Raw genomic sequence first — 19,279 nt, forward strand, 5'->3', positions numbered from 1 at the left:
TTGAACAAAGTGCTAGAAACGGAGTCCGTCATGACAGCGCCCGTTCAACATCCTCTTCCGATGCTCGATATTGATGTGTTGCGCACATTTGTGGCGATTGCCGATACCGGAAGCTTTTCTTCAGCGGCGAACGCGGTGTTCCGCACGCCGTCTGCTGTTTCGATGCAGATCAAGAAACTGGAAGAACAGCTGGAGGTAGCGGTTTTCGACCGTGACGCGCGTTCGGTCACGTTGACCAGCGATGGTGAGATTCTGCTCGGCTATGCGCGGCGTCTTCTGGCTCTCAATCGCGAAGCGGTGTCGAAATTCGTTGCGCCCACGGTGACCGGCGTGGTCCGGCTGGGCTCGCCGGACGATATTGGCGAATGTGTCCTGCCTCTCGTGTTGAAGCGTTTTTCTGAAAGCCATCCGGGGGTAACGGTCGATGTGGTGATCGACCAAAGCAGCAACCTGCGCAAGCGGCTGGATGAGCGCCGACTGGATGTGACGCTGATCAATATTTCCCACACGGTGCCCAACAAAGGCGATGTGGAAGTTTTGCTGGACGAGGAACTGGTGTGGGCTGGCGCCAAGTGTGGTACGGCTTATCGCCGGGACCCTTTGCCGCTCTCCATATGGGAAGAGGGCTGCGCCTGGCGGGGCAATGCGCTCGAAGCGCTTGAAAGCAGCGGGCGTCCTTATCGGATCGCTTATATGAGTTCACACTCGACCGGGCAGCGGGCCGCAATCATGGCTGATCTTGCCATCGCGCCTTTCGGTAAAACGCTGTTGAGTGAAGGAATCGTTGCTTTGGGGCCGGAGCACGGCTTGCCTGCTCTCGGTCGCTATCAGCTTGGCATGGTTGTGAAACCGGAAGCCGGTCCGCATATTCAGGTTGTCGCCGACCATTTGCGAAGTGTTTTCGAAGGTTATCGTCGCTCCGGGCGGTTCGAGACCTTCCGTGCTTGCTGATGAAGATCACAGTTTATTGGGATAGGACTAAAGCATTCTCTTGCCAGTGAAAAACGCTGCGCTAGATTTCTTGTGTGACAGCCGAGTGAATCGGCTTCACCGCCAGCTGCCGAGCAGGGGCTTGTATGCGGCGGGAGGCATAACTGGTTTGAATAGGCTTGGAACTTTAGGCGTCTGCTCCTTCAAAAGGGCAGAAACGCGCATCCCATTGGAGAGACTGTCATGAAGCTGACCCGACTTGTCCCATTAGCTATCGTTCTCTGCGCATTTACGCTCGCCTCCTGCGCAAACACGGTTCGAGGCGTTGGCCGCGATGTAAAGAGTACCGCACATGCGGTCCAGGATACCGTAGAATAAAGAACAAATGGCCCGGGAAGACCCGGGCCATTTCGCTACGGCACCAGAAAATAGCTGACCGTCATATGCTTGTCGGGCCGGGTTTTGTATACAACTTCCGTGGTTACGATGCTTTCATGAGGCACGGCTATATTTGCGTTCTGCAACAAGGCGGCAATGCGCTCATTTGGTTCAGCCCCACCAAACCACATCACGAGGACAGGTGGCGTCAAATGCGCTCTGGTATCCGGTGTTTCTGGGTGCACTACTCGTAAGGCAGAATCAAATAATCTGAAATTGCCCGGTATCTGGGCATTGTCCGTCAGGATCGTCTTGAACGGGCCTTTCGCCTGCACTTCCTCATAAAGATGTCGATAGTCGAGTTGGCCGTAAGGCGGCGAGCCGGAGCCGTAGGTCAGATTGTAGCTCAACACCGGCGGAACAATCAGCGCGGCAACAGCGCTGACGACGGCATAGTCGAACAAAGGCCGATCTCCGATCCGATAACGCCCCATAAGGCTCGCCATCAGTGCCGGAGTCAGAAACAGCACTGGCTGCAGCCAGCGGTCTTTCACGTTATTGGCACCGGTCGCCACAACACCCACAAGCACAATAACCAGCCCGACCAAGATGAGGAGACGGAGAAATTTTTCGCCGGTGGTCAGCGGGGTTGCGGGTGCGTTACGTTTCCTCCAGTGAATAAGCGCGATGATGCCAGCAATCGCGATCGCAAGGATTGAGAACAGAAATGCCGCTTCAATGAGGCTTTCGACGCCCATCAGCCTGTCGAAGAGCAGATTGCCGGACGCGCCGATCTCAAACTTGCTCGCACGCGCCATGACACTCGATTTGTGCGCCAGCATCCAGGTCGCGGTTGGTCCGAAGCAGATCGCGAATGTCAGAACCGTTACGAGACTGAGCCTGGAGAGCAGTATCCGGCGATATTCGGGCATGAGAAGGCCCGTCACAATCAGCATGATCAGGAAAAACGACGCGTTGAACTTGCCGAGAAGTGCCGCAGCCATCGTGACGCCAAGAGCGGCAGCAGATCCCGCGTGACGCGCCCGCATATGCCAGGCAAAAGCCAGAAATGCCCAGCCACAACCGGCGGTACCTGCAACTGAATGCGTCAATGCGCGCTGCGATTCCCATCCAATTTGCGGAATGAGGAACAATCCGAGCATGCTGGCCGACGCAATAATGCGCGAAAAACCAAGCAATTTCATCGCGCCGTAAACGCTCAGGAACAGGCTTGCGAGAAGGCTGAACTTGACGATCTGCAGCGTGAGCATCGAGGTGCCGAGCAATGACGCCGCCAGGTTGGTAATCCATGTATAGAGAGGGGGTTGCGATCCGCCATAGCCCCAGTCCAGATAGCCGATATTCGCCAATTGTTCAGCGTCATCGAGACCGGCACCGTTCGAAACAACAGTGACAAGAACGGCCTGGAACGCAAAATAGCACAGCACGAAAATGACAGCCACGGGCAGGCCGAAGAGCTTCCTGTCTGCGCTGGAAATAGCGGTGGCTGATCGTTGTGCGGTCAAACTCATTGCCCCGAATAAAATATGGCCTGTGCAGGCGCGCCATTGGAGGCACACTGCATTTCACAGGATTATGTCCGGATTTCAATCGGACGGCTCAAAAAGCTTTGTAACAAAGGCGTGTAATTGGGCAATAACGTGGGGGCAAGAGGTCTGGGCTCGAGACCCAACAATTTAATGGAGACCAGCAATGGAAATGATAAAAGCTGCGAGCCTCACACCATGTCCGTCAGATTAACAGTTCCTGAGCCTAGTGCTGATACGGCAGTATTTTCAGGCCAGGAACGGCAAAAACCGCGCTGCCAAAGGTGCACGGTTTTGCCAATTACGCATGGCATCTCCGCCGAACAATACACTGGCGGGATATACTTAGCTCCGGTACGCAGTACCAGATCCGGAGCGTCGAGCCGGTGTGAACCGCCTCTTGCTCCTTTCTAGCTCAACATCGTTACCGTACGGTTATCAGACACTTAAGCAAATCTAAACAATGCAAGTTTTTTGCATGGGGATTTGTTTACCTTGCTCCAGATTTAGCGCGCAGATAATTGATGATGCCTGAAAAGTCTTCGCCGCCGTGGCCCTCGCTGTCGAAGAGACGGTAGAGTTCCTGCGCATGCGCTCCGAGCGGCGTTTCAGCGCCAGCGCTTTGAGCGGCTTCCTGAGAGAGCTTGAGGTCTTTCAGCATCAGGGCTGCGGCAAAGCCGGGTTTATAGTCCCGATTGGCAGGCGACGTAGGAACGGGGCCGGGAACAGGACAATAGGTCGTCAGCGACCAGCATTGCCCCGATGAAGTCGAAGCCACGTCGAAGAGGGCCTGATGTGAAAGTCCCAGCTTTTCCGCAAGAACAAAGGCTTCGCTGACACCGATCATCGATATGCCGAGGATCATATTGTTGCATATCTTCGCGGCCTGTCCCGCGCCATTGCCGCCACAATGCACGATCTTTCCGGCCATGGGCTGGAGGATCGGCTCGCCGCGCTTGAACGCTTCGTCGCTTCCGCCAGCCATGAAAGTCAATGTGCCTGCGGAAGCGCCCCCGGTGCCGCCGGAAACCGGCGCATCGATTGAAAGATGTCCGTGGCTCGCGGCCAGTTCATGTGCCTTGCGCGCCGAATCCACATCGATTGTGGAACAGTCGATGAAAAGTGAATCTCTGCGTGCCGTTGGTGCAATGTCTTCATAGACCGCGAGAACATGCTTTCCCGCCGGCAGCATGGTGATCACCACGTCCACGTCAGCAACTGCGTCCTGGGCGCTCGAAGCGACCGAGAGACCGTTTGTCCTTGCTTCATCAAGATGTTGCGGCAAAAGGTCGAAACCGCGCACGGTGTGACCGGCTTTCACGAGGTTTGCGGCCATTGGCCCGCCCATATTGCCAAGGCCGATAAATGCTATTTTGGCCATAATGAACTCCTCCCTTGGCGATTATTAATTCAGTCAGCGCCCGATCATCTGGCGTGCAATGATGACGCGCATGATTTCGTTCGTGCCTTCGAGAATCTGGTGCACGCGCAAATCACGGACAAGCTTTTCGATCCCGTATTCATGAAGATAGCCGTAGCCGCCGAAAAGCTGGAGCGCTTCGTTTGCTACATCAAACCCCGTGTCCGTGACGAAGCGTTTGGCCATCGCGGACCATTTTCCTGCGTCATAGGTTTTACGATCAAGCTTGCTGGCTGCGGTATATAGAAGAAGACGCGAGGCGGAGAGTTCGGTTTCCATGTCGGCCAGACGGAATTGCAGCGCCTGAAACCGGTCAATCGTCTGGCCGAAAGCCTTGCGCTGGCTGCAATATTCCAACGACTTGTCGAGCGCTGACTGTGCTCCACCGAGCGAGCAGGCAGCGATGTTGAGCCGCCCCCCATCAAGCCCTGCCATTGCTATGCGGAAGCCGGTTCCTTCCTCCCCTAGAAGATTTTCAACCGGAACGCGGCAATTATCGAAAATGACGGTTCTCGTCGGCTGCGCATTCCAACCCATCTTGAATTCATTGGCGCCGAAAGAAAGGCCGGGTGCATCTTTTGGCACAACGATGGTGGAAATTCCCTTGGGACCGTCCTCGCCGGTACGCACCATTGTCACATAGATATCTGTTGCGCCAGCACCAGAAATGAACTGCTTGGAGCCGTTGAGAATATAATGGTCACCATCGCGCGTGGCGCGTGTTCTGAGCGCTGCAGCATCCGAACCTGATCCGGGCTCTGTCAGGCAATAGCTCGCAAGCGATTCCATCGACGTGAGCTTCGGCAGAAAGCGTTGCCGCGGTTCTTCGTTTCCGAAAGTGTCGATCATCCATGCGGCCATGTTGTGGATGGAGACGAAGGCCGAGAATGAAGGACATGCGGTTGCCAGCGCTTCGAAAATGAGCACCGCGTCGAGCCGTTTCAACGCCGAGCCACCTACATCTTCACGCACATAAATGCCGCCCATGCCGAGCGGTCCCGTCTCTTGCAATACATCGACGGGGAAATGCTTGTCACGATCCCACTGCAATGCATGCGGCGCGACACGATCACTGGCGAAGGCTCGCGCCATATCCTGAATGGCAAGCTGATCTTCGTTCAGTTCGAACTGATTCTGGTCGGCAGCATCCATGGTTTCCTCCCTGTAGCACCGTACCCCTCCGCCGAACTAGATCATAACCGGGTGAGGCTGCCAACGCTCCATTGGAATAATGTTGCTCACATTTGTAATAAACTGATGCGCATTTTTGCATAGAAGGTGGCCGAACGGCATGCCGTTGCCAGCGCCTCGAGTTTAAGCTACGCACCTTCCATGGCACGCGCAATCATGTTTCAAGGGACGGGTTCGGACGTCGGCAAAAGTGTTCTTGTTGCCGGATTATGCCGCGTTGCACGCAATCGGGGGCTCAAAGTCAGACCGTTCAAGCCGCAGAACATGTCCAACAATGCTGCAGTCAGCGATGATGGCGGAGAAATCGGCAGGGCGCAATGGCTGCAGGCTCTGGCTTGCGGAGTACCGTCGTCCGTCCATATGAACCCGGTGCTCCTGAAGCCGCAGACCGACATGGGCAGTCAGGTCGTCGTGCAGGGGCAGGTGCGAGGCGAGGCGCGCGGGCGCTATTATCAGGAATTGAAACCGCAGCTCATGGCAGCGGTCATGGAATCATTCGCCCATGTCAGCGAAGGTGCAGACCTTGTGCTGGTGGAGGGGGCAGGATCGCCCGCCGAGATCAATCTGCGTGCTGGTGATATCGCCAATATGGGATTCGCTACGCAGGCCGATGTGCCGGTGGTTCTCGTCGGCGATATAGACAGGGGCGGAGTGATCGCTTCCCTTGTCGGGACGCACACAATTCTTTCCGTACAGGATCGCGCGATGGTTCGCGGGTTCCTGATAAACAAGTTCCGGGGCGATATTTCGCTTTTTGATGACGGGCTGGCCGCGATTACCCGGTTTACCGGCTGGCGTTCATTTGGGGTGGTGCCGTGGCTGAAAGCAGTGTCGCGATTGCCAGCGGAGGACTCAGTCGTTCTTGAACGTGCTGTGGCTGGGCACAAGAAGGCGCTTGTGGTCGCGGTGCCGATGTTGCCGCGCATCGCGAATTTTGATGACCTCGATCCGCTGAAAGCTGAGCCGGATGTGGAAGTGGTCATGGTGCCGCCCGGTTCGAGCATTCCCGGCGAGGCGGGTCTCGTCATTCTGCCCGGAACCAAGTCTACGATAGCTGATCTGATGGCGCTTCGGGACAATGGCTGGGACCGGCAGTTGTCCGCCCATGTGAGACGGGGCGGTCATGTGCTTGGTATCTGTGGTGGATTTCAGATGCTTGGTCGCCACATCAGCGATCCTGCTGGTATCGAAGGGCATGTGCGCGACATCGATGGCCTCGGATTTCTCTATATAGAAACGGTGATGGCGCCTGAAAAAGTGGTCCGCAACGTGCAGGCGACTTCTTGTCTGCACAATGCACCGCTGGAGGGCTACGAAATCCATATCGGTCGCACGACCGGACCGGATATGGCGCGGCCTTTCGCCCGGTTAGCTGAGCATCACGATGGCGCGATATCGCCGGATGGCCGGATCATGGGAACCTATCTCCATGGTGTTTTCAATGCGGACGAATTTCGGCGAAAATTTCTGAAGAGTCTTGGTGTGCGAAGCAGCTCGGTAAATTATCGCGCCGGCGTCGAAGATGCATTGAATGAGCTGGCCGAAGGACTGGAAGAATGTCTCAATATCGACGCTTTGTTTAATTTGAAATGAGATTGCAGATATTCTGCCGCGATTGACGCCGGTGGGGCGAAAGCCTAATGTCAAACCATGCAACAGGTTTTTGTCGGGACGAATCCCGGCGATACCAAAAAGGGAATGCGACGGACGGACCCAATCCGGGCGTCTTTATCGCAGCCGACCCCGCGACTGTAGAGCGGAGAGGGATGAGGCAAGCCGGGCAACCGGTAACCACTGGAGGCAGAAGGACCTCTGGGAAGGTAGCCTTAATCCCCGCGACCCGTGAGCCAGGAGACCTGCCTGTTGCGTGAGGGCATTGAGCCCGCACCCCATGGGAGGTTTTTCCCTGCTGCCTGCACGGAGGTTGTCATGGCTGCACATACTCAGAATTCTGTTTCCAGCACACTCGCAATGCCGCTCGCTGCCCGTCTGGGCACGGCTGTTGTTTCGCTGCTTCTTGGCGCGTTCCTGATTTACGGCGTAGGGCTTGCCCATTCCGATACGCTGCACGATTCGGCACACGATACGCGCCATTCCTATGGTTTTCCCTGCCACTGAGCAGTCGAATAGCTGTCAGAATTGAAGTTGAGCAAAGCTTGATGGTGGATGGCCATCGGCGCGGAATTGCTATGGGGGACAGAAATGTTGATCCGCTATTTGTTGGCGTCGCTCGCCGCCGGTCTTCTGGCCGGGTTGCTGGTTACGCCTGCCATGTATCTGAGAACAGTGCCTTTGATCCTGCAGGCTGAAACTTTCGAAGAAGCTGGTGGTGGCCATAGCCACGGCGAGGTGGAAGCTGCACCGCATGATCATGGCGCTGTTACTGCAGACGCCGAAGAGGAAGGTGCCGAACTGCCGTTCGGACGATTGGGTAACACGATCCTTGCCAATCTTGTTGCGGGGGCTGGCTTTGCCCTGCTGCTTGGCGGCGTGGCGTTGCTGCTCGGACGTCGTATTACCGTGCAGAATGGCATTTATTGGGGCGTTGCAGGCTTCTTCGCGGTGGCATTTCTGCCTGCGTTGGGGCTCTCGCCGGAGTTGCCGGCAATGCCGGCGGCCGATCTGGCAGAGCGGCAGCTATGGTGGATTGCTGCCGTGGTGCTGAGCGGTCTCGGTATATATCTCGTCGTGTTGCGTCAGGAAATTTGGGCGAAAATCCTGGGGCTGGTTCTGATCGTTGCGCCACAGCTCTATGGAGCACCGCATCCGGAAGATATCTCGTCTCCCGTTCCCGCGCTGCTTGCGTCGCAATATGCGGTCGCATCGCTGGCGACCAACTTGTTCATGTGGGCGGTGATTGGCTCGCGCTCGGCTGGTTCATCCAGCATTATGCATCGTCCGAGATTGAGGGCTGACGAAAATGGCTTCGCCGGGAAAATCGGTTCTGGTCCTTGGCGGAGCCCGTTCGGGCAAGTCGTCCTATGCCGAGAAAATGGCGCAGTCCTCGGGGTTGCAGCCGCTCTATCTTGCAACTGGGCGCGCCTTCGACGACGAAATGGAAAACCGCATTGCCATTCATCGGGACCGACGTGGATCCGACTGGCAGACAGTAGAAGAGCCGCTCGATCTCGTCAGTGCACTCACGCTGCATGTTACCGTTAATCGGTTCGTGCTGGTTGACTGCCTGACCCTGTGGCTGACTAATCTGATGTTGGCCGAGCGCGACATAGCGGCGGAGACGGCAGGACTCGTCGCCATGCTGCCGGACCTCGCGGGACCTGTGGTTTTTGTTTCGAACGAAGTTGGGTTTGGAATCGTGCCTGAAAATCGCATGGCACGGGAATTTCGCGACCACGCAGGCTTTCTGCATCAGGCAGTAGCTGCGGTTGCGGATGAAGTTTATTTGATAGCGGCAGGGTTGCCGCTGAAGATGAAGGGATAAATCAATGCAGGGACAGAAAATTCCCGCAACCGTTATCACGGGTTTTCTTGGATCGGGCAAAACGACGATGATCCGCAACCTGCTGGAAAACGCCAACGGAAAACGCATTGCATTGATCATCAATGAGTTCGGGGATCTCGGGGTCGATGGCGGTATTCTGAAAGGCTGCGGTATCGAGACCTGTCGCGAGGAAGATGTAATCGAGCTCAACAATGGCTGCATCTGCTGCACTGTTGCCGATGATTTCATCCCGACCATGACCAAGCTTCTGGATCGCGCTGATCGCCCCGATCATATCGTGATCGAAACCTCCGGCCTTGCCTTGCCGCAGCCGCTGGTCGCGGCTTTCAACTGGCCGGAGATCAAGACGCAGGTGACGGTCGATGGCGTGGTGACGGTGATCGATGCCGCAGCTGTTGCCGAAGGTCGTTTCGCTGATGACCACGACAAGGTTGATGCGCAGCGGGCAGCGGACGAATCCCTTGATCATGAAAGCCCCTTGGAGGAACTGTTTGAGGATCAGATTCATGCAGCCGACCTTATCGTTCTCAACAAGGCCGATCTGATCGATTCATCAAGACTGGAAAGCGTCAAGGCCGACGTCGCCGAGCGTTCGGCGCGCCGCGTGAATATGGTTCCTGCGAGCTTCGGCAAGCTTGGCGCCGATGTTCTGCTCGGTCTTGGTGTCGGCACTGAAGACGATATCGCCAACCGCAAGTCTCACCATGAAATCCATCATGCAGATGGACACGAGCACGATCACGACGAATTCGAGAGTTTTGTGGTTGAAGCGGGTTCTGTCGCCAATCCCAAGCTATTTGCGGATAAGCTGAAAGCGGTTATCGCGGAACATGACATTCTTCGTCTGAAGGGCTTTGTCGATGTTCCTGGCAAACCGATGCGTCTGGTTGTGCAGGCAGTCGGCCCGCGCATCGAGCATTATTTCGACCGTCCATGGGGCAAGGATGAAGCGCGCTCCACGCGACTGGTCGTGATCGGGCTGCATGACATTGATGAGGCGGCCATCGCCAAGGCAGTGAAAGACGCCGTCTGACCGATGCATCTTCTCCTTGCCCAGAAAGGAACAATCAGCGACGGCAATGAGGCCGTCGATCTCGCCCAGACGCCGGGAGAGATATTGTTCCTTTCCGCCGCCGATACGGAACTGGCCAGTCTGGCGCAGGCGCACAGGCTCGCGCCGGATTTGCTGAGTTTGCGGCTGGCCAATTTCCTGACCCTCACTCATCCCATGTCGGTGGATGCTTATGTGGAGCGTACGGCCAGATATGCGAGCCTTATTGTGGTGCGCATCATTGGCGGTGAGACCTATTGGCCTTACGGGCTGGAAGCGCTGCATGCCTGCGCCGTCAATCATGGCATCAAGATTGCCGTATTGCCGGGAGACGACAAACCGGACCACGGGCTGGACCGGTTTTCGACCGTCTCTGCCCATGATCGAAATGAACTCTGGCAGTATCTGGTCGAAGGCGGGGCAGCGAATACGGGCGCATTTCTTCAATATTGCGCCGCACTGATTTCAGGTTCCGAGAAGCCGGAGAGTGCCGCACCTCTGCTCAAGGCTGGTCTGTGGTGGCCGGGAGACCATGTCTCGTCGCTGGACAGCATCGGCCAGCACTGGAGCGATGCAAAAGCACCTGTCGCTGCCATCATTTTTTACCGGGCGCTGGTGCAAAGCGGACAGACGCAGCCCGTCGATGCGCTGATCGCTTCGTTGCAGGCAAGGGGCCTTAACCCGCTTCCGATATTCGTCTCGAGCCTCAAGGACCGGTTGTCCGCAGCCGTTGTCGATGGTCTGTTTGAGGATTGTCCGCCGGATATCGTATTGAATGCCACGGGATTTGCGATTTCTTCGCCGGGTGCCGAGCGCCAGCCGACCGTGCTCGACAGGCGCGGCAACATGGTGCTGCAAGTCATCTTTTCCGGTACGCCGAAGTCCGTCTGGGAATCGTCGCAGCAAGGGCTGCTGGCGCGCGATCTGGCGATGAATGTCGCCTTGCCGGAAGTGGACGGGCGCGTGCTTTCACGTGCGGTTTCCTTCAAGTCGGCCAAACAGTTCGACGCGGCAGTGGAGGCGAATATCGTTACCCACGAGCCGCATGAAAACCGCGTGGATTTTGTGGCGCAACTTGCGGCAAACTGGGTGCGGTTGAAACGGAAATCACCCGAAGAAAGACGTGTTGCGCTTATTCTTGCGAATTATCCGAACCGTGACGGGCGGCTTGGAAACGGGGTAGGGCTCGATACGCCAGCCGGGACGATCGAAGTCCTGCACGCGATGGCGGATGGCGGCTATTCCCTCTCTGACCTGCCGGTGGACGGGAATGCTCTGATGCGCGCCCTGACAGCTGGTCCGACCAATGCCGCGCGTGACGGGCGAGAGATACGCGAGACGATTTCACTGAATCAATACAAGGCTTTCTTCAAAAGACTTCCCACTGCGATTCAGAAGGAAATTGAAGTCCGCTGGGGTGCGCCAGAAAACGATCCTTACTTTGCGGAGGAACTTGTCGCTTTTGCATTGCCGTTGATGCGGCTGGGTGAAACCTTTGTCGGTATTCAGCCCGCGCGCGGTTACAATATCGATCCGAAAGAGACATACCACTCGCCCGATCTGGTGCCTCCACACGGATATATTGCCTTCTACGCGTTTCTGCGCGAGGTCGCAGGTATCGATGCCATTGTGCATATGGGTAAGCATGGAAATCTGGAATGGCTGCCGGGAAAGGCGCTTGCGCTGTCCGAAAACTGTTATCCGGAAGCCGTGTTTGGTCCCACCCCGCATATCTATCCTTTCATCGTGAATGACCCCGGGGAAGGCACGCAGGCCAAGCGTCGCGCCAGCGCGGTCATTATCGACCACCTGACGCCGCCGCTGACACGCGCCGAAAGCTATGGTCCGCTCAAAGATCTGGAAGCGCTGGTGGACGAATACTACGAGGCCTCCGGTGTCGATCCTCGCCGCCTGCTGAGGCTGAAAGGACAGATACTCGATCTCGTGCGCGACATCGGGCTCGATCGGGATGCGGGCATTCACGATCATGACGATGAAGACATGGCTTTGCAAAAGCTGGATGCCTATCTTTGCGATCTGAAGGAAATGCAGATACGCGACGGGCTGCATATTTTCGGACTTGCACCTCAAGGCAGGCTGCTGACCGATCTTTTGGTCGCGCTGGCCCGCGTGCCGCGCGGTGTTCCGGTTGCGCTCGGTGGTGCGCCGGGCGATCAAAGTCTCCAGCGGGCAATCGCTGCGGATTGTGGACTTGGCGAAACATTCGATCCGCTCGGTTGCAATATGGCCGAAGCCTGGACCGGGTCCAAACCGGAACTCCTTTGCGCCGCAAGCCCTGCAACGTGGCGCATAGCAGGCGATACGGTGGAACGTATCGAACTGCTGGCGGCGAGTTTTATTGCGGGCGAAACGGACTGCCCGGAAGACTGGCTGCAGACGCGGGCGGTGCTGCAATCCATAGAGGAGCATCTGCGCCCCATGGTCGTTTCATGCGGGCCTTCGGAGATAGACGGGTTTCTTGCCGCACTCGACGGGCGATTTGTGCCGCCGGGACCGTCCGGCGCACCGACGCGGGGCCGCCCCGATGTGCTGCCGACCGGTCGCAATTTCTTCTCTACCGACAGTCGGGCCGTTCCCACTCCGGCGGCATGGGAACTTGGTCGCAAATCGGCCGAACTCCTGATTACTCGCTACACACAGGATCATGGTGAATGGCCGACGTCTTTCGGCCTGACCGCCTGGGGAACGTCGAATATGCGTACCGGCGGCGATGATATAGCGCAGGCTTTGGCACTGATCGGCGTCAAGCCGCTGTGGGATATGGCATCACGCCGGGTGACTGGATATGAAATCATTCCGATTGCAAAGCTTGGCCGTCCCCGGGTCGATGTGACGCTGCGCATTTCCGGTTTCTTCCGCGATGCGTTCCCGGAACAGATTGCGCTCTTCGACAAGGCCGTGCGTGCAGTTGGCGCTCTCGACGAAGATGCCGAGGACAATCCAGTCGCAGTTCGTATGCGGATTGAGCAGGCGCGTCTTGTTGTCGAAGGGGCGGATGAAAAGACAGCGCAACGCCGCGCGGGCTATCGTGTCTTCGGTTCCAAACCCGGCGCTTATGGAGCAGGCTTGCAGGCCCTGATCGACGAGAATGGCTGGGCCGGGCGCAACGATCTGGCCGAAGCCTGGCTTGTCTGGGGCGGCTACGCCTATGGTGCAGGCGAGGAAGGGCAGGCCGAGCGCGGTCTTCTTGAAGAAAGGCTTCGCTCTGTTCAGGCCGTGGTTCAGAATCAGGACAATCGCGAGCACGACCTTCTCGACAGCGATGATTACTACCAGTTCGAAGGTGGAATGGCCGCGACCGTGGAAAGCCTGAACGGGGCAATGCCTGCGGTTTATCACAATGACCATTCCCGCCCGGAAAAGCCAGCGATCCGGGCGCTGGAAGAAGAGCTGTCACGCGTCGTGCGCGGGCGGGCGGCTAATCCGAAATGGATCACAGGTGTGATGCGTCACGGCTATAAAGGCGCGGCAGAGATTGCGGCAACCGTCGACTATCTGTTCGCCTTTGCGGCGACCACCGGCAAGGTCGGAAATCATCACTTCGAGGCGGTCTATCAGGCTTATATTGCCGACAGGACAGTGCATGATTTCATGGCCGAGAAAAATCCCGCGGCGCTTGCCGAGACAGCGGCGAAGCTGAACAATGCCATCGAGCGGGGCTTCTGGACACCACGCTCCAATTCGGCGCGGTTTGAACTGGAACAACTTGCGACTTTGAATCCGGGAATGAGGACAAATGGCTGAAAAATCTGCAAAACTTCTGTCCATGACGGAAGAGGAACTGAACGCCCGCCATGCGGACAAGATGCGCAAGAAGAAAGCTGCCCGCGACAAGATCCAGGCGACAAAGACCGAGGAAAAAGGTCTGGTGATTGTCCATACCGGCAAGGGCAAGGGCAAATCGACCGCCGGTTTCGGGATGGTTTTCCGCGCGTTGGGCCACGGAATGAAGATCGGGGTCGTGCAGTTCGTCAAGGGATCGTGGGACACAGGCGAGCGCTGGGTTCTCGAAAAATTTCCCGATCAGGTCACGATTTCAGCGCTGGGAGAGGGCTTTACCTGGGAGACGCAGGATCGCACGCGAGATATCGCCATGGCGCGCGGTGCTTGGGAACAAGCCAAGGCGCTGATAATGGATGAAAGCTACGATATGGTGCTCTGCGACGAGTTGAATATCGTGCTTCGCTACGATTACCTGCCGGTCGAGGAAGTGATAGAGGTTCTCAAGGCCAAGCCGGAGATGAAGCATGTCATCATCACTGGCCGCAATGCCAAGGACGAGCTGATTGAAGCCGCAGACCTGGTGACCGAGATGGAGATGATCAAGCATCCATTCCGCGCCGGGGTGAAGGCACAGAAGGGCATCGAGTTCTAGTTGCGCATTATCCTGCGCAAAACCGTTTCACACTTTTGCTGGAAATGCTTCAATGTTGGACAGCTGGCAGTTCTGGGCACTGATGTCGGCGGTGTTTGCCGCGTTGACGGCGATCTTTGCCAAGATCGGTATTCAAGGCATCAATTCGGATTTCGCCACGCTCGTGCGCACGCTGGTTATCATCGGTGCATTGTGCCTGTTCCTGACCGTTACCGGCCAGTGGCAGAAACCGGGCGAAATTTCCGGGCGGTCGTGGCTGTTTCTGGTGCTTTCTGGGCTGGCGACCGGCGCTTCGTGGCTTGCTTATTTCCGGGCCTTGCAGATAGGTGACGCATCGCGCGTCGCGCCGATCGATAAATTGTCGGTGGTGCTGGTGGCCCTGTTCGGCGCGGCATTCCTCGGCGAGCGCATGTCCACCATCAACTGGTTCGGCATTCTGCTGATTGGTTGTGGTGTCGTTTTGGTGGCGCTTAGAATTTAAAATCCCATCCACTGGCGCAGCGGATTGGTTCCATCCATCAGGAGGCGAACTGCCAGCGCCAGGCTGACGACGACCAGAAGCGGCTTGATGATGCGTGAGCCGACCTTCATGGCGAGGCTTGCGCCGATCTGCGCGCCGATGAACTGGGCAATACCCATGCAGATGCCGATTTTCCAGTTGATGGTGCCGACGAGGGCAAAGGTTACAAAACTGCCGACATTGGAAGCGCAGTTGAGAAGCTTCGTATGCGCGGTAGCTTTCAACACACCGAAACCGGCAAGCGCCACAAAAGCGAGCATGAAGAACGATCCGGTTCCGGGGCCGAAAAGCCCATCGTAAAAACCGATCAGCGGAACGAGGGTTACGCCGAAAAGAAACGGTCCGAGACGTCGTGCCCGATCAACATCGCCAAGGCTCGGCTTGACGGCAAAATAGACTGCGATGGCGATCAGGAGGATCGGCAGGGCCGCGCGCATGATATCCACGGGCAGAACGGTTGCCAGCAATGCGCCGAATACCGAGCCGATGAGCGAAGCGAGCGCTTCGGGCCACTGTTCCCTGATATTGACATGCCCTTTGCGCGCATACGCAATGGTTGCTGACGATGAGCCGAACAATCCTTGCAGCTTGTTCGTGCCCAATGCTTCAACGGGCGGTATTCCGGCCAGCAACAGGGCGGGAATCGTAATCATTCCGCCGCCTCCGGCTATGGAATCGATGATTCCGGCAATGAATGCCGCAGCCGTGAGGAGCAGGGTAAGCGTGTCAAAAAATTCAAGCATCGGGGGAGCCTAAAGGAGAGGTTGGGGCAACATAGAGCAGCTGCTTGGCGAACGCCAGTCAAACAAAGGCGCACTCGGAAGAAAGCTGGGTCTCGGAGCGAGATTGTTTTCCTGCTCGTCCGGCGCTATTCATTATAAGCAGACTGAAAGTTTAGAGGGGTTCCATGAGCGAAAGCATCTTTGAGCGGATTACTGCTTTTCTGAGCAGGAAGAGCGCCGTGCAGCGTGTCGCCGATGATCCGGCGCTCGCTTCTGAACTGCTTTTGCTGTTGCATGTGGTGTTTGCCGATGGCGATCAGCACCCAGCCGAAATAGCCGCATTCAAGGAAATTGCCGAAAAGAATTTCGGCATTCCACCGGAAGAGCTTCCGGAAGTCGCGGAATATCTCAAGGATTTTGCTTACGAGACGACAACCAAGCAAGCCGCCAACATGCTGGCGGAAATGGCGCCGGAGCGTCGGCTGGCACTGCTTGGTGACCTCGTGACGATTGCCTGCTCCGATAATCGCCTTGATCGTAGCGAAGCAACAATGATCCAGCGCATTGCCGATACGCTTGGGGTCAAGCCGGAAGAACTGCACAAAGCGCGCCAGTCATCTCCCTGTGGGTTCTAGAAATTTCAATAGGGTTCTTGGCATGGGCGGTTCGTCGGGCGTGACGCTTGATGAACTTTTGGCCTTGGCCGAGCAGGTGTTGGCTCGGGGTGGGGGCGCACGGCCCGATGCTATTGCAACCTTGAGCGCGAAGCGCGCCGAGCCGGTGTGGGCGGAGCTTGCGTCGCATTATGATTGTGCGCTCTGTTTTTTCGATGCCGCGCGACTGGAGCAGGAAACACCGCGTCTCAAAAACCCGTCGGACGCTGTTTTCCGGGCAGTCGGTTGTCATGGCGTTGCCGAAGCGGCAGCGCTTGCTGCTGCCGGTCCGCACGGTATTCTCGCGGTCGAGAAAACCGCGTCCGTCCGGACAACTGCCGCCTTGGCGATTGCTGGTTCCGACGCCGCTCCGCAGTTCAGGAAGGTAAAATTGTGACTGTTCATTTCATTGGCGCCGGTCCTGGCGCGGCGGATCTTATCACCGTTCGTGGCCTGCGCCTGATCGAGCGATGCCCCGTCTGCATCTATGCGGGATCACTGGTGCCGATTGAACTTGTTGCCGGAGCACCAAAGGATGCACGTCTGGTCGACAGTTCATCCCTAACTTTGGATGAGATCATCGCCGAAATGGAAGTCGCCCACGCTAACGGCCTCGATGTCGCGCGGGTGCATTCCGGTGATCCATCGATCTACGGCGCGATGGCCGAACAGATGCGCCGGCTGGACAGTCTCGGCATTCCCTATGATGTGACGCCGGGCGTGCCAGCCTTTGCGGCCGCTGCCGCCGCCATGAAGCAGGAATTGACCATTCCAGAGGTCAACCAGACCATCATTCTGACCCGCACCTCGATGAAATCGTCCGCCATGCCCGAAGGCGAAGACCTCGCCACGCTTGGCCGGTCAGGCGCGACGCTGGTGATTCACCTCTCCATTCGCAACCTCACGAAGATCAAGGCCGAGCTGATGCCCCTTTATGGCGCTGATTGCCCTGTTGTCGTTGCCTATCGCATAGGATGGCCGGACGAGCAGATATTGCGCGGTACTTTGGCGGATATAGCGGAGAAGGTGGCGGCATCCGGGTTGATACGCACGGCGATGATTTTTGTCGGGCGCGGGCTGGACCCAAAGAGCTTTCGCGATTCAGCGCTCTATCATGAGGCGCATAACCACGCGGCACGTTCAAAAGCCTAAGCTTGTGCGGGCAAATGCGATTGCATCTTCCGGCGAGGTGACGATGTTCCTGGCCGCAACCGGCGGGCGGGAAATTATCATGACCGGAAGCCTGAGCGCGCGAGCGGCTTCGATCTTGGCATAGGAAATGGTGCCACCCGAATTGCGGCTGACGATCAGTCCGATCTTGTGTTTCTCCAGAAATTGCTTTTCCGCAGCGAAATCGCCGGGCCTTGCGAGGATAAGCTCGCAATCCGGCGGCAGCGCCGCGTCCGGCGGGTCGATCATGCGCATGACGAAATGAACATCAGCGCGCTTGGCAAAAGGGGCGATGTGCTGGCGACCGAGCGCCAGAAAGACGCGCGCGTGGGGAGGAATGGCGTTCGCAGCTTCGGCTTCGCCGGAAATATCGATCCAGTTGTCATCTGGCTGCTTTTCCCAGGCGGTGCGCTCCAGCCGAACGAGTGGGGTTTTCGTCGCCTCTGTGGCGATGACGGCATTTTGCGATATACGCGCCGCGTAAGGATGGGTGGCGTCGATCACGAGGTGGATTTTTTCGGCCCTGATATAGTCTGCAAGGCCCTCCGGTCCACCGAAGCCACCGATGCGAACCGTTCCAGTGAGTCTGGCTGGATTGCTGGTGCGTCCGGCAAGCGAGGTGATGGCTTTGACAGGGAGTTCCGCAAAAGCCGTTGCGAGCGCTGCCGCCTCGGCGGTTCCGCCCAGAATGAGTATCTTCGGCTCAGACCCGCGCAAGGATATTTCCACTGCGGTCAGTCACGATAATCTCAACCTCCACAGGTGCGCCGCGAAGGGTTTCCAGCGCAGTTTCCTTCGCTTTGAGCGCAATCGGTGTGGCCATGTCGATGCCGATTGATTGAGTCAGTTCAAGTACTTCCAGCGCAGTGTTCGCAAAGAGAATCTGATCCTTCATACTTGTCGGGGCGCCCGCCTTATCGGCAATGGCCCAGAGGAAGCCCTTGTCCACTTGCGAGCGCGACGAATGAAGATCGAGCGCGCCTTGCGCAAGCTTGGTCAGCTTGGCGAAGCCACCTGCGATCGTCAACTTGTCGATGGGATGGTCTCGCAGATATTTAAGCACGCCGCCTGCGAAATCGCCCATGTCGAGAATGGCAAAATCCGGCAGATCATAGAGCGCCTGCGCTGCGTCTTCGGACGTGGAACCGGTTGCGCCGAGCACATGTTTTTGCCCGGCAGCACGCGCAACGTCGATGCCGCGATGGATCGAGTGAATCCAGGCCGAGCAGGAAAACGGGTGAACCACACCAGTGGTGCCGAGAATGGAAATGCCGCCGATAATGCCGAGGCGCGGGTTCCATGTTTTCGTGGCAATCTCTTCCCCGCCTGGCACTGATATCGTGATCACGAGGTCGGCGGGCAGGCCATATTCGGCGCAAATCTGCTCGCAGATTTCCGTCATCATGCGGCGTGGAACCGGGTTGATCGCTGCTTCGCCGGGGGGAATTTGCAAGCCGGGACGCGTGACCGTGCCAACCCCTTCACCGGCGCGAAAGACGACGCCGGTCCCCGGCGGGGCCGGGTATACCGTCGAGATGATGGTTGCGCCGTGGGTTACGTCGGGATCGTCGCCCGCATCCTTGACGATGCCCGCCATCGCATAGCCGTCGCCCAGTCCTTCATAGGCAAGCTGGAAGTACGGCACTTCGCCCTTGGGTAGAATTATGCCGACAGGATCGGGAAATTCCCCGGTGATGAGCGCCGTCAAAGCCGCTTTGGTGGCAGCCGTCGCGCAGGCGCCAGTCGTCCAGCCGCGGCGAAGCTCGACCTTTTCCTGACTTTTATTCGTTGGAGCAGTTTCGTCATTCATGGACGCCTTATAATGTATCTGCTAGCTG

At 57.4% G+C, this 19,279-nt stretch carries 18 protein-coding genes, 1 pseudogene and 1 riboswitch; of the genes and pseudogenes, 13 read left to right on the top strand and 6 right to left on the bottom strand.

The genetic code is table 11. From position 1 onward, the window contains the following. Positions 1 to 30 precede the first annotated feature (30 nt). The gene (locus ACS5UA_RS01770; RefSeq protein ID WP_021586006.1) at positions 31 to 951 is read left to right on the top strand and encodes a LysR family transcriptional regulator; all 921 of its coding nucleotides are present in this window, start codon (positions 31 to 33) and stop codon (positions 949 to 951) included. A gap of 222 nt (positions 952 to 1,173) precedes the next feature. Beyond that, positions 1,174 to 1,308 (top strand): entericidin A/B family lipoprotein, encoded by a 135-nt coding sequence (locus ACS5UA_RS01775; RefSeq protein ID WP_006470280.1) that lies wholly within the window; start codon positions 1,174 to 1,176, stop codon positions 1,306 to 1,308. Between the two features lie 35 nt (positions 1,309 to 1,343). On the opposite strand, the gene ACS5UA_RS01780 is transcribed toward ACS5UA_RS01775, so the two are convergent. From ACS5UA_RS01780 to ACS5UA_RS01790, 3 genes are all read right to left on the bottom strand, one after another. Continuing rightward, on the bottom strand, positions 1,344 to 2,840 hold the full coding sequence (locus ACS5UA_RS01780; RefSeq protein WP_443101115.1) for an ArnT family glycosyltransferase: 1,497 nt from the start codon (positions 2,838 to 2,840) through the stop codon (positions 1,344 to 1,346). Positions 2,841 to 3,345: 505 nt separating this feature from the next. After that, positions 3,346 to 4,236, bottom strand: coding sequence for a 3-hydroxyisobutyrate dehydrogenase (gene mmsB, locus ACS5UA_RS01785; RefSeq protein ID WP_021586004.1), 891 nt, complete (start codon positions 4,234 to 4,236; stop codon positions 3,346 to 3,348). A gap of 33 nt (positions 4,237 to 4,269) precedes the next feature. Beyond that, positions 4,270 to 5,427, bottom strand: coding sequence for an isobutyryl-CoA dehydrogenase (locus tag ACS5UA_RS01790; protein ID WP_021586003.1), 1,158 nt, complete (start codon positions 5,425 to 5,427; stop codon positions 4,270 to 4,272). A 180-nt stretch (positions 5,428 to 5,607) separates the two neighbouring features. Here ACS5UA_RS01790 and ACS5UA_RS01795 point away from each other — a divergent pair, with 180 nt between their 5' ends. The 8 genes and pseudogenes from ACS5UA_RS01795 (at position 5,608) to ACS5UA_RS01830 (ending at position 14,857) form a co-directional block, all read left to right on the top strand. After that, positions 5,608 to 7,059, top strand: a complete 1,452-nt coding sequence (locus tag ACS5UA_RS01795) for a cobyric acid synthase (protein ID WP_443101116.1) — start codon at positions 5,608 to 5,610, stop codon at positions 7,057 to 7,059. Positions 7,060 to 7,106: 47 nt separating this feature from the next. Continuing rightward, positions 7,107 to 7,344, top strand: a riboswitch (cobalamin riboswitch). A 51-nt stretch (positions 7,345 to 7,395) separates the two neighbouring features. Next, entirely contained in the window at positions 7,396 to 7,584 is a 189-nt protein-coding gene (locus ACS5UA_RS01800; protein WP_021586001.1) for a CbtB domain-containing protein, read from the top strand. A gap of 84 nt (positions 7,585 to 7,668) precedes the next feature. Further along, positions 7,669 to 8,381 (top strand): annotated as a pseudogene (locus ACS5UA_RS01805) (CbtA family protein). A gap of 5 nt (positions 8,382 to 8,386) precedes the next feature. Then, positions 8,387 to 8,908, top strand: a complete 522-nt coding sequence (gene cobU, locus ACS5UA_RS01810) for a bifunctional adenosylcobinamide kinase/adenosylcobinamide-phosphate guanylyltransferase (protein WP_021585999.1) — start codon at positions 8,387 to 8,389, stop codon at positions 8,906 to 8,908. 4 nt (positions 8,909 to 8,912) lie between these two features. Continuing rightward, positions 8,913 to 9,962, top strand: a complete 1,050-nt coding sequence (cobW, locus tag ACS5UA_RS01815; protein WP_021585998.1) for a cobalamin biosynthesis protein CobW — start codon at positions 8,913 to 8,915, stop codon at positions 9,960 to 9,962. 3 nt (positions 9,963 to 9,965) lie between these two features. Further along, positions 9,966 to 13,745: a cobaltochelatase subunit CobN gene (cobN, locus tag ACS5UA_RS01820; RefSeq protein WP_021585997.1), complete on the top strand. Its 3,780-nt coding sequence runs from the start codon at positions 9,966 to 9,968 to the stop codon at positions 13,743 to 13,745. Then, complete coding sequence (gene cobO, locus ACS5UA_RS01825) at positions 13,738 to 14,376, top strand: cob(I)yrinic acid a,c-diamide adenosyltransferase (RefSeq protein ID WP_021585996.1); 639 nt, start codon at positions 13,738 to 13,740, stop codon at positions 14,374 to 14,376. The genes cobN and cobO overlap by 8 nt, the downstream gene beginning before the upstream one ends. 52 nt (positions 14,377 to 14,428) lie before the next feature. Beyond that, complete coding sequence (locus ACS5UA_RS01830; protein WP_006467107.1) at positions 14,429 to 14,857, top strand: EamA family transporter; 429 nt, start codon at positions 14,429 to 14,431, stop codon at positions 14,855 to 14,857. Here the strand turns inward: ACS5UA_RS01830 and ACS5UA_RS01835 are convergent. After that, the gene (locus tag ACS5UA_RS01835; protein ID WP_021585995.1) at positions 14,854 to 15,639 is read right to left on the bottom strand and encodes a TSUP family transporter; all 786 of its coding nucleotides are present in this window, start codon (positions 15,637 to 15,639) and stop codon (positions 14,854 to 14,856) included. The genes ACS5UA_RS01830 and ACS5UA_RS01835 overlap by 4 nt on opposite strands. 164 nt (positions 15,640 to 15,803) lie before the next feature. Between ACS5UA_RS01835 and ACS5UA_RS01840 the strand changes: the two genes are divergently transcribed. Genes ACS5UA_RS01840 through cobM form a run of 3 tightly spaced genes read left to right on the top strand, consistent with a single transcriptional unit; the run spans position 15,804 to position 17,423 of the window. Next, a complete protein-coding gene (locus tag ACS5UA_RS01840; RefSeq protein WP_006467101.1) occupies positions 15,804 to 16,253 on the top strand; it encodes a tellurite resistance TerB family protein in 450 nt (149 codons plus the stop codon). A 22-nt stretch (positions 16,254 to 16,275) separates the two neighbouring features. Next, positions 16,276 to 16,668, top strand: coding sequence for a cobalamin biosynthesis protein (locus ACS5UA_RS01845; protein ID WP_021585994.1), 393 nt, complete (start codon positions 16,276 to 16,278; stop codon positions 16,666 to 16,668). Then, positions 16,665 to 17,423, top strand: coding sequence for a precorrin-4 C(11)-methyltransferase (cobM, locus tag ACS5UA_RS01850; protein ID WP_021585993.1), 759 nt, complete (start codon positions 16,665 to 16,667; stop codon positions 17,421 to 17,423). Before ACS5UA_RS01845 ends, cobM begins: the two co-directional genes overlap by 4 nt. Here cobM and ACS5UA_RS01855 read toward each other — a convergent pair. Further along, a complete protein-coding gene (locus ACS5UA_RS01855; protein WP_021585992.1) occupies positions 17,412 to 18,158 on the bottom strand; it encodes a cobalt-precorrin-6A reductase in 747 nt (248 codons plus the stop codon). The genes cobM and ACS5UA_RS01855 overlap by 12 nt on opposite strands. Further along, positions 18,145 to 19,251 (bottom strand): cobalt-precorrin-5B (C(1))-methyltransferase, encoded by a 1,107-nt coding sequence (locus tag ACS5UA_RS01860; protein WP_021585991.1) that lies wholly within the window; start codon positions 19,249 to 19,251, stop codon positions 18,145 to 18,147. Before ACS5UA_RS01860 ends, ACS5UA_RS01855 begins: the two co-directional genes overlap by 14 nt. Positions 19,252 to 19,279 lie beyond the last annotated feature (28 nt).

The organism is Brucella sp. RRSP16, assembly GCF_052246815.1.
GTDB lineage: Bacteria > Pseudomonadota > Alphaproteobacteria > Rhizobiales > Rhizobiaceae > Brucella > Brucella intermedia.

Coding starts and splice junctions, on each gene's coding strand:
- ACS5UA_RS01770 (WP_021586006.1), top strand. CDS start 31: ATGACAGCGCCCGTTCAACATCCTCTTCCGATGCTCGATATTGATGTG.
- ACS5UA_RS01775 (WP_006470280.1), top strand. CDS start 1,174: ATGAAGCTGACCCGACTTGTCCCATTAGCTATCGTTCTCTGCGCATTT.
- ACS5UA_RS01780 (WP_443101115.1), bottom strand. CDS start 2,840: ATGAGTTTGACCGCACAACGATCAGCCACCGCTATTTCCAGCGCAGAC.
- mmsB (WP_021586004.1), bottom strand. CDS start 4,236: ATGGCCAAAATAGCATTTATCGGCCTTGGCAATATGGGCGGGCCAATG.
- ACS5UA_RS01790 (WP_021586003.1), bottom strand. CDS start 5,427: ATGGATGCTGCCGACCAGAATCAGTTCGAACTGAACGAAGATCAGCTT.
- ACS5UA_RS01795 (WP_443101116.1), top strand. CDS start 5,608: ATGGCACGCGCAATCATGTTTCAAGGGACGGGTTCGGACGTCGGCAAA.
- ACS5UA_RS01800 (WP_021586001.1), top strand. CDS start 7,396: ATGGCTGCACATACTCAGAATTCTGTTTCCAGCACACTCGCAATGCCG.
- cobU (WP_021585999.1), top strand. CDS start 8,387: ATGGCTTCGCCGGGAAAATCGGTTCTGGTCCTTGGCGGAGCCCGTTCG.
- cobW (WP_021585998.1), top strand. CDS start 8,913: ATGCAGGGACAGAAAATTCCCGCAACCGTTATCACGGGTTTTCTTGGA.
- cobN (WP_021585997.1), top strand. CDS start 9,966: ATGCATCTTCTCCTTGCCCAGAAAGGAACAATCAGCGACGGCAATGAG.
- cobO (WP_021585996.1), top strand. CDS start 13,738: ATGGCTGAAAAATCTGCAAAACTTCTGTCCATGACGGAAGAGGAACTG.
- ACS5UA_RS01830 (WP_006467107.1), top strand. CDS start 14,429: ATGTTGGACAGCTGGCAGTTCTGGGCACTGATGTCGGCGGTGTTTGCC.
- ACS5UA_RS01835 (WP_021585995.1), bottom strand. CDS start 15,639: ATGCTTGAATTTTTTGACACGCTTACCCTGCTCCTCACGGCTGCGGCA.
- ACS5UA_RS01840 (WP_006467101.1), top strand. CDS start 15,804: ATGAGCGAAAGCATCTTTGAGCGGATTACTGCTTTTCTGAGCAGGAAG.
- ACS5UA_RS01845 (WP_021585994.1), top strand. CDS start 16,276: ATGGGCGGTTCGTCGGGCGTGACGCTTGATGAACTTTTGGCCTTGGCC.
- ACS5UA_RS01860 (WP_021585991.1), bottom strand. CDS start 19,251: ATGAATGACGAAACTGCTCCAACGAATAAAAGTCAGGAAAAGGTCGAG.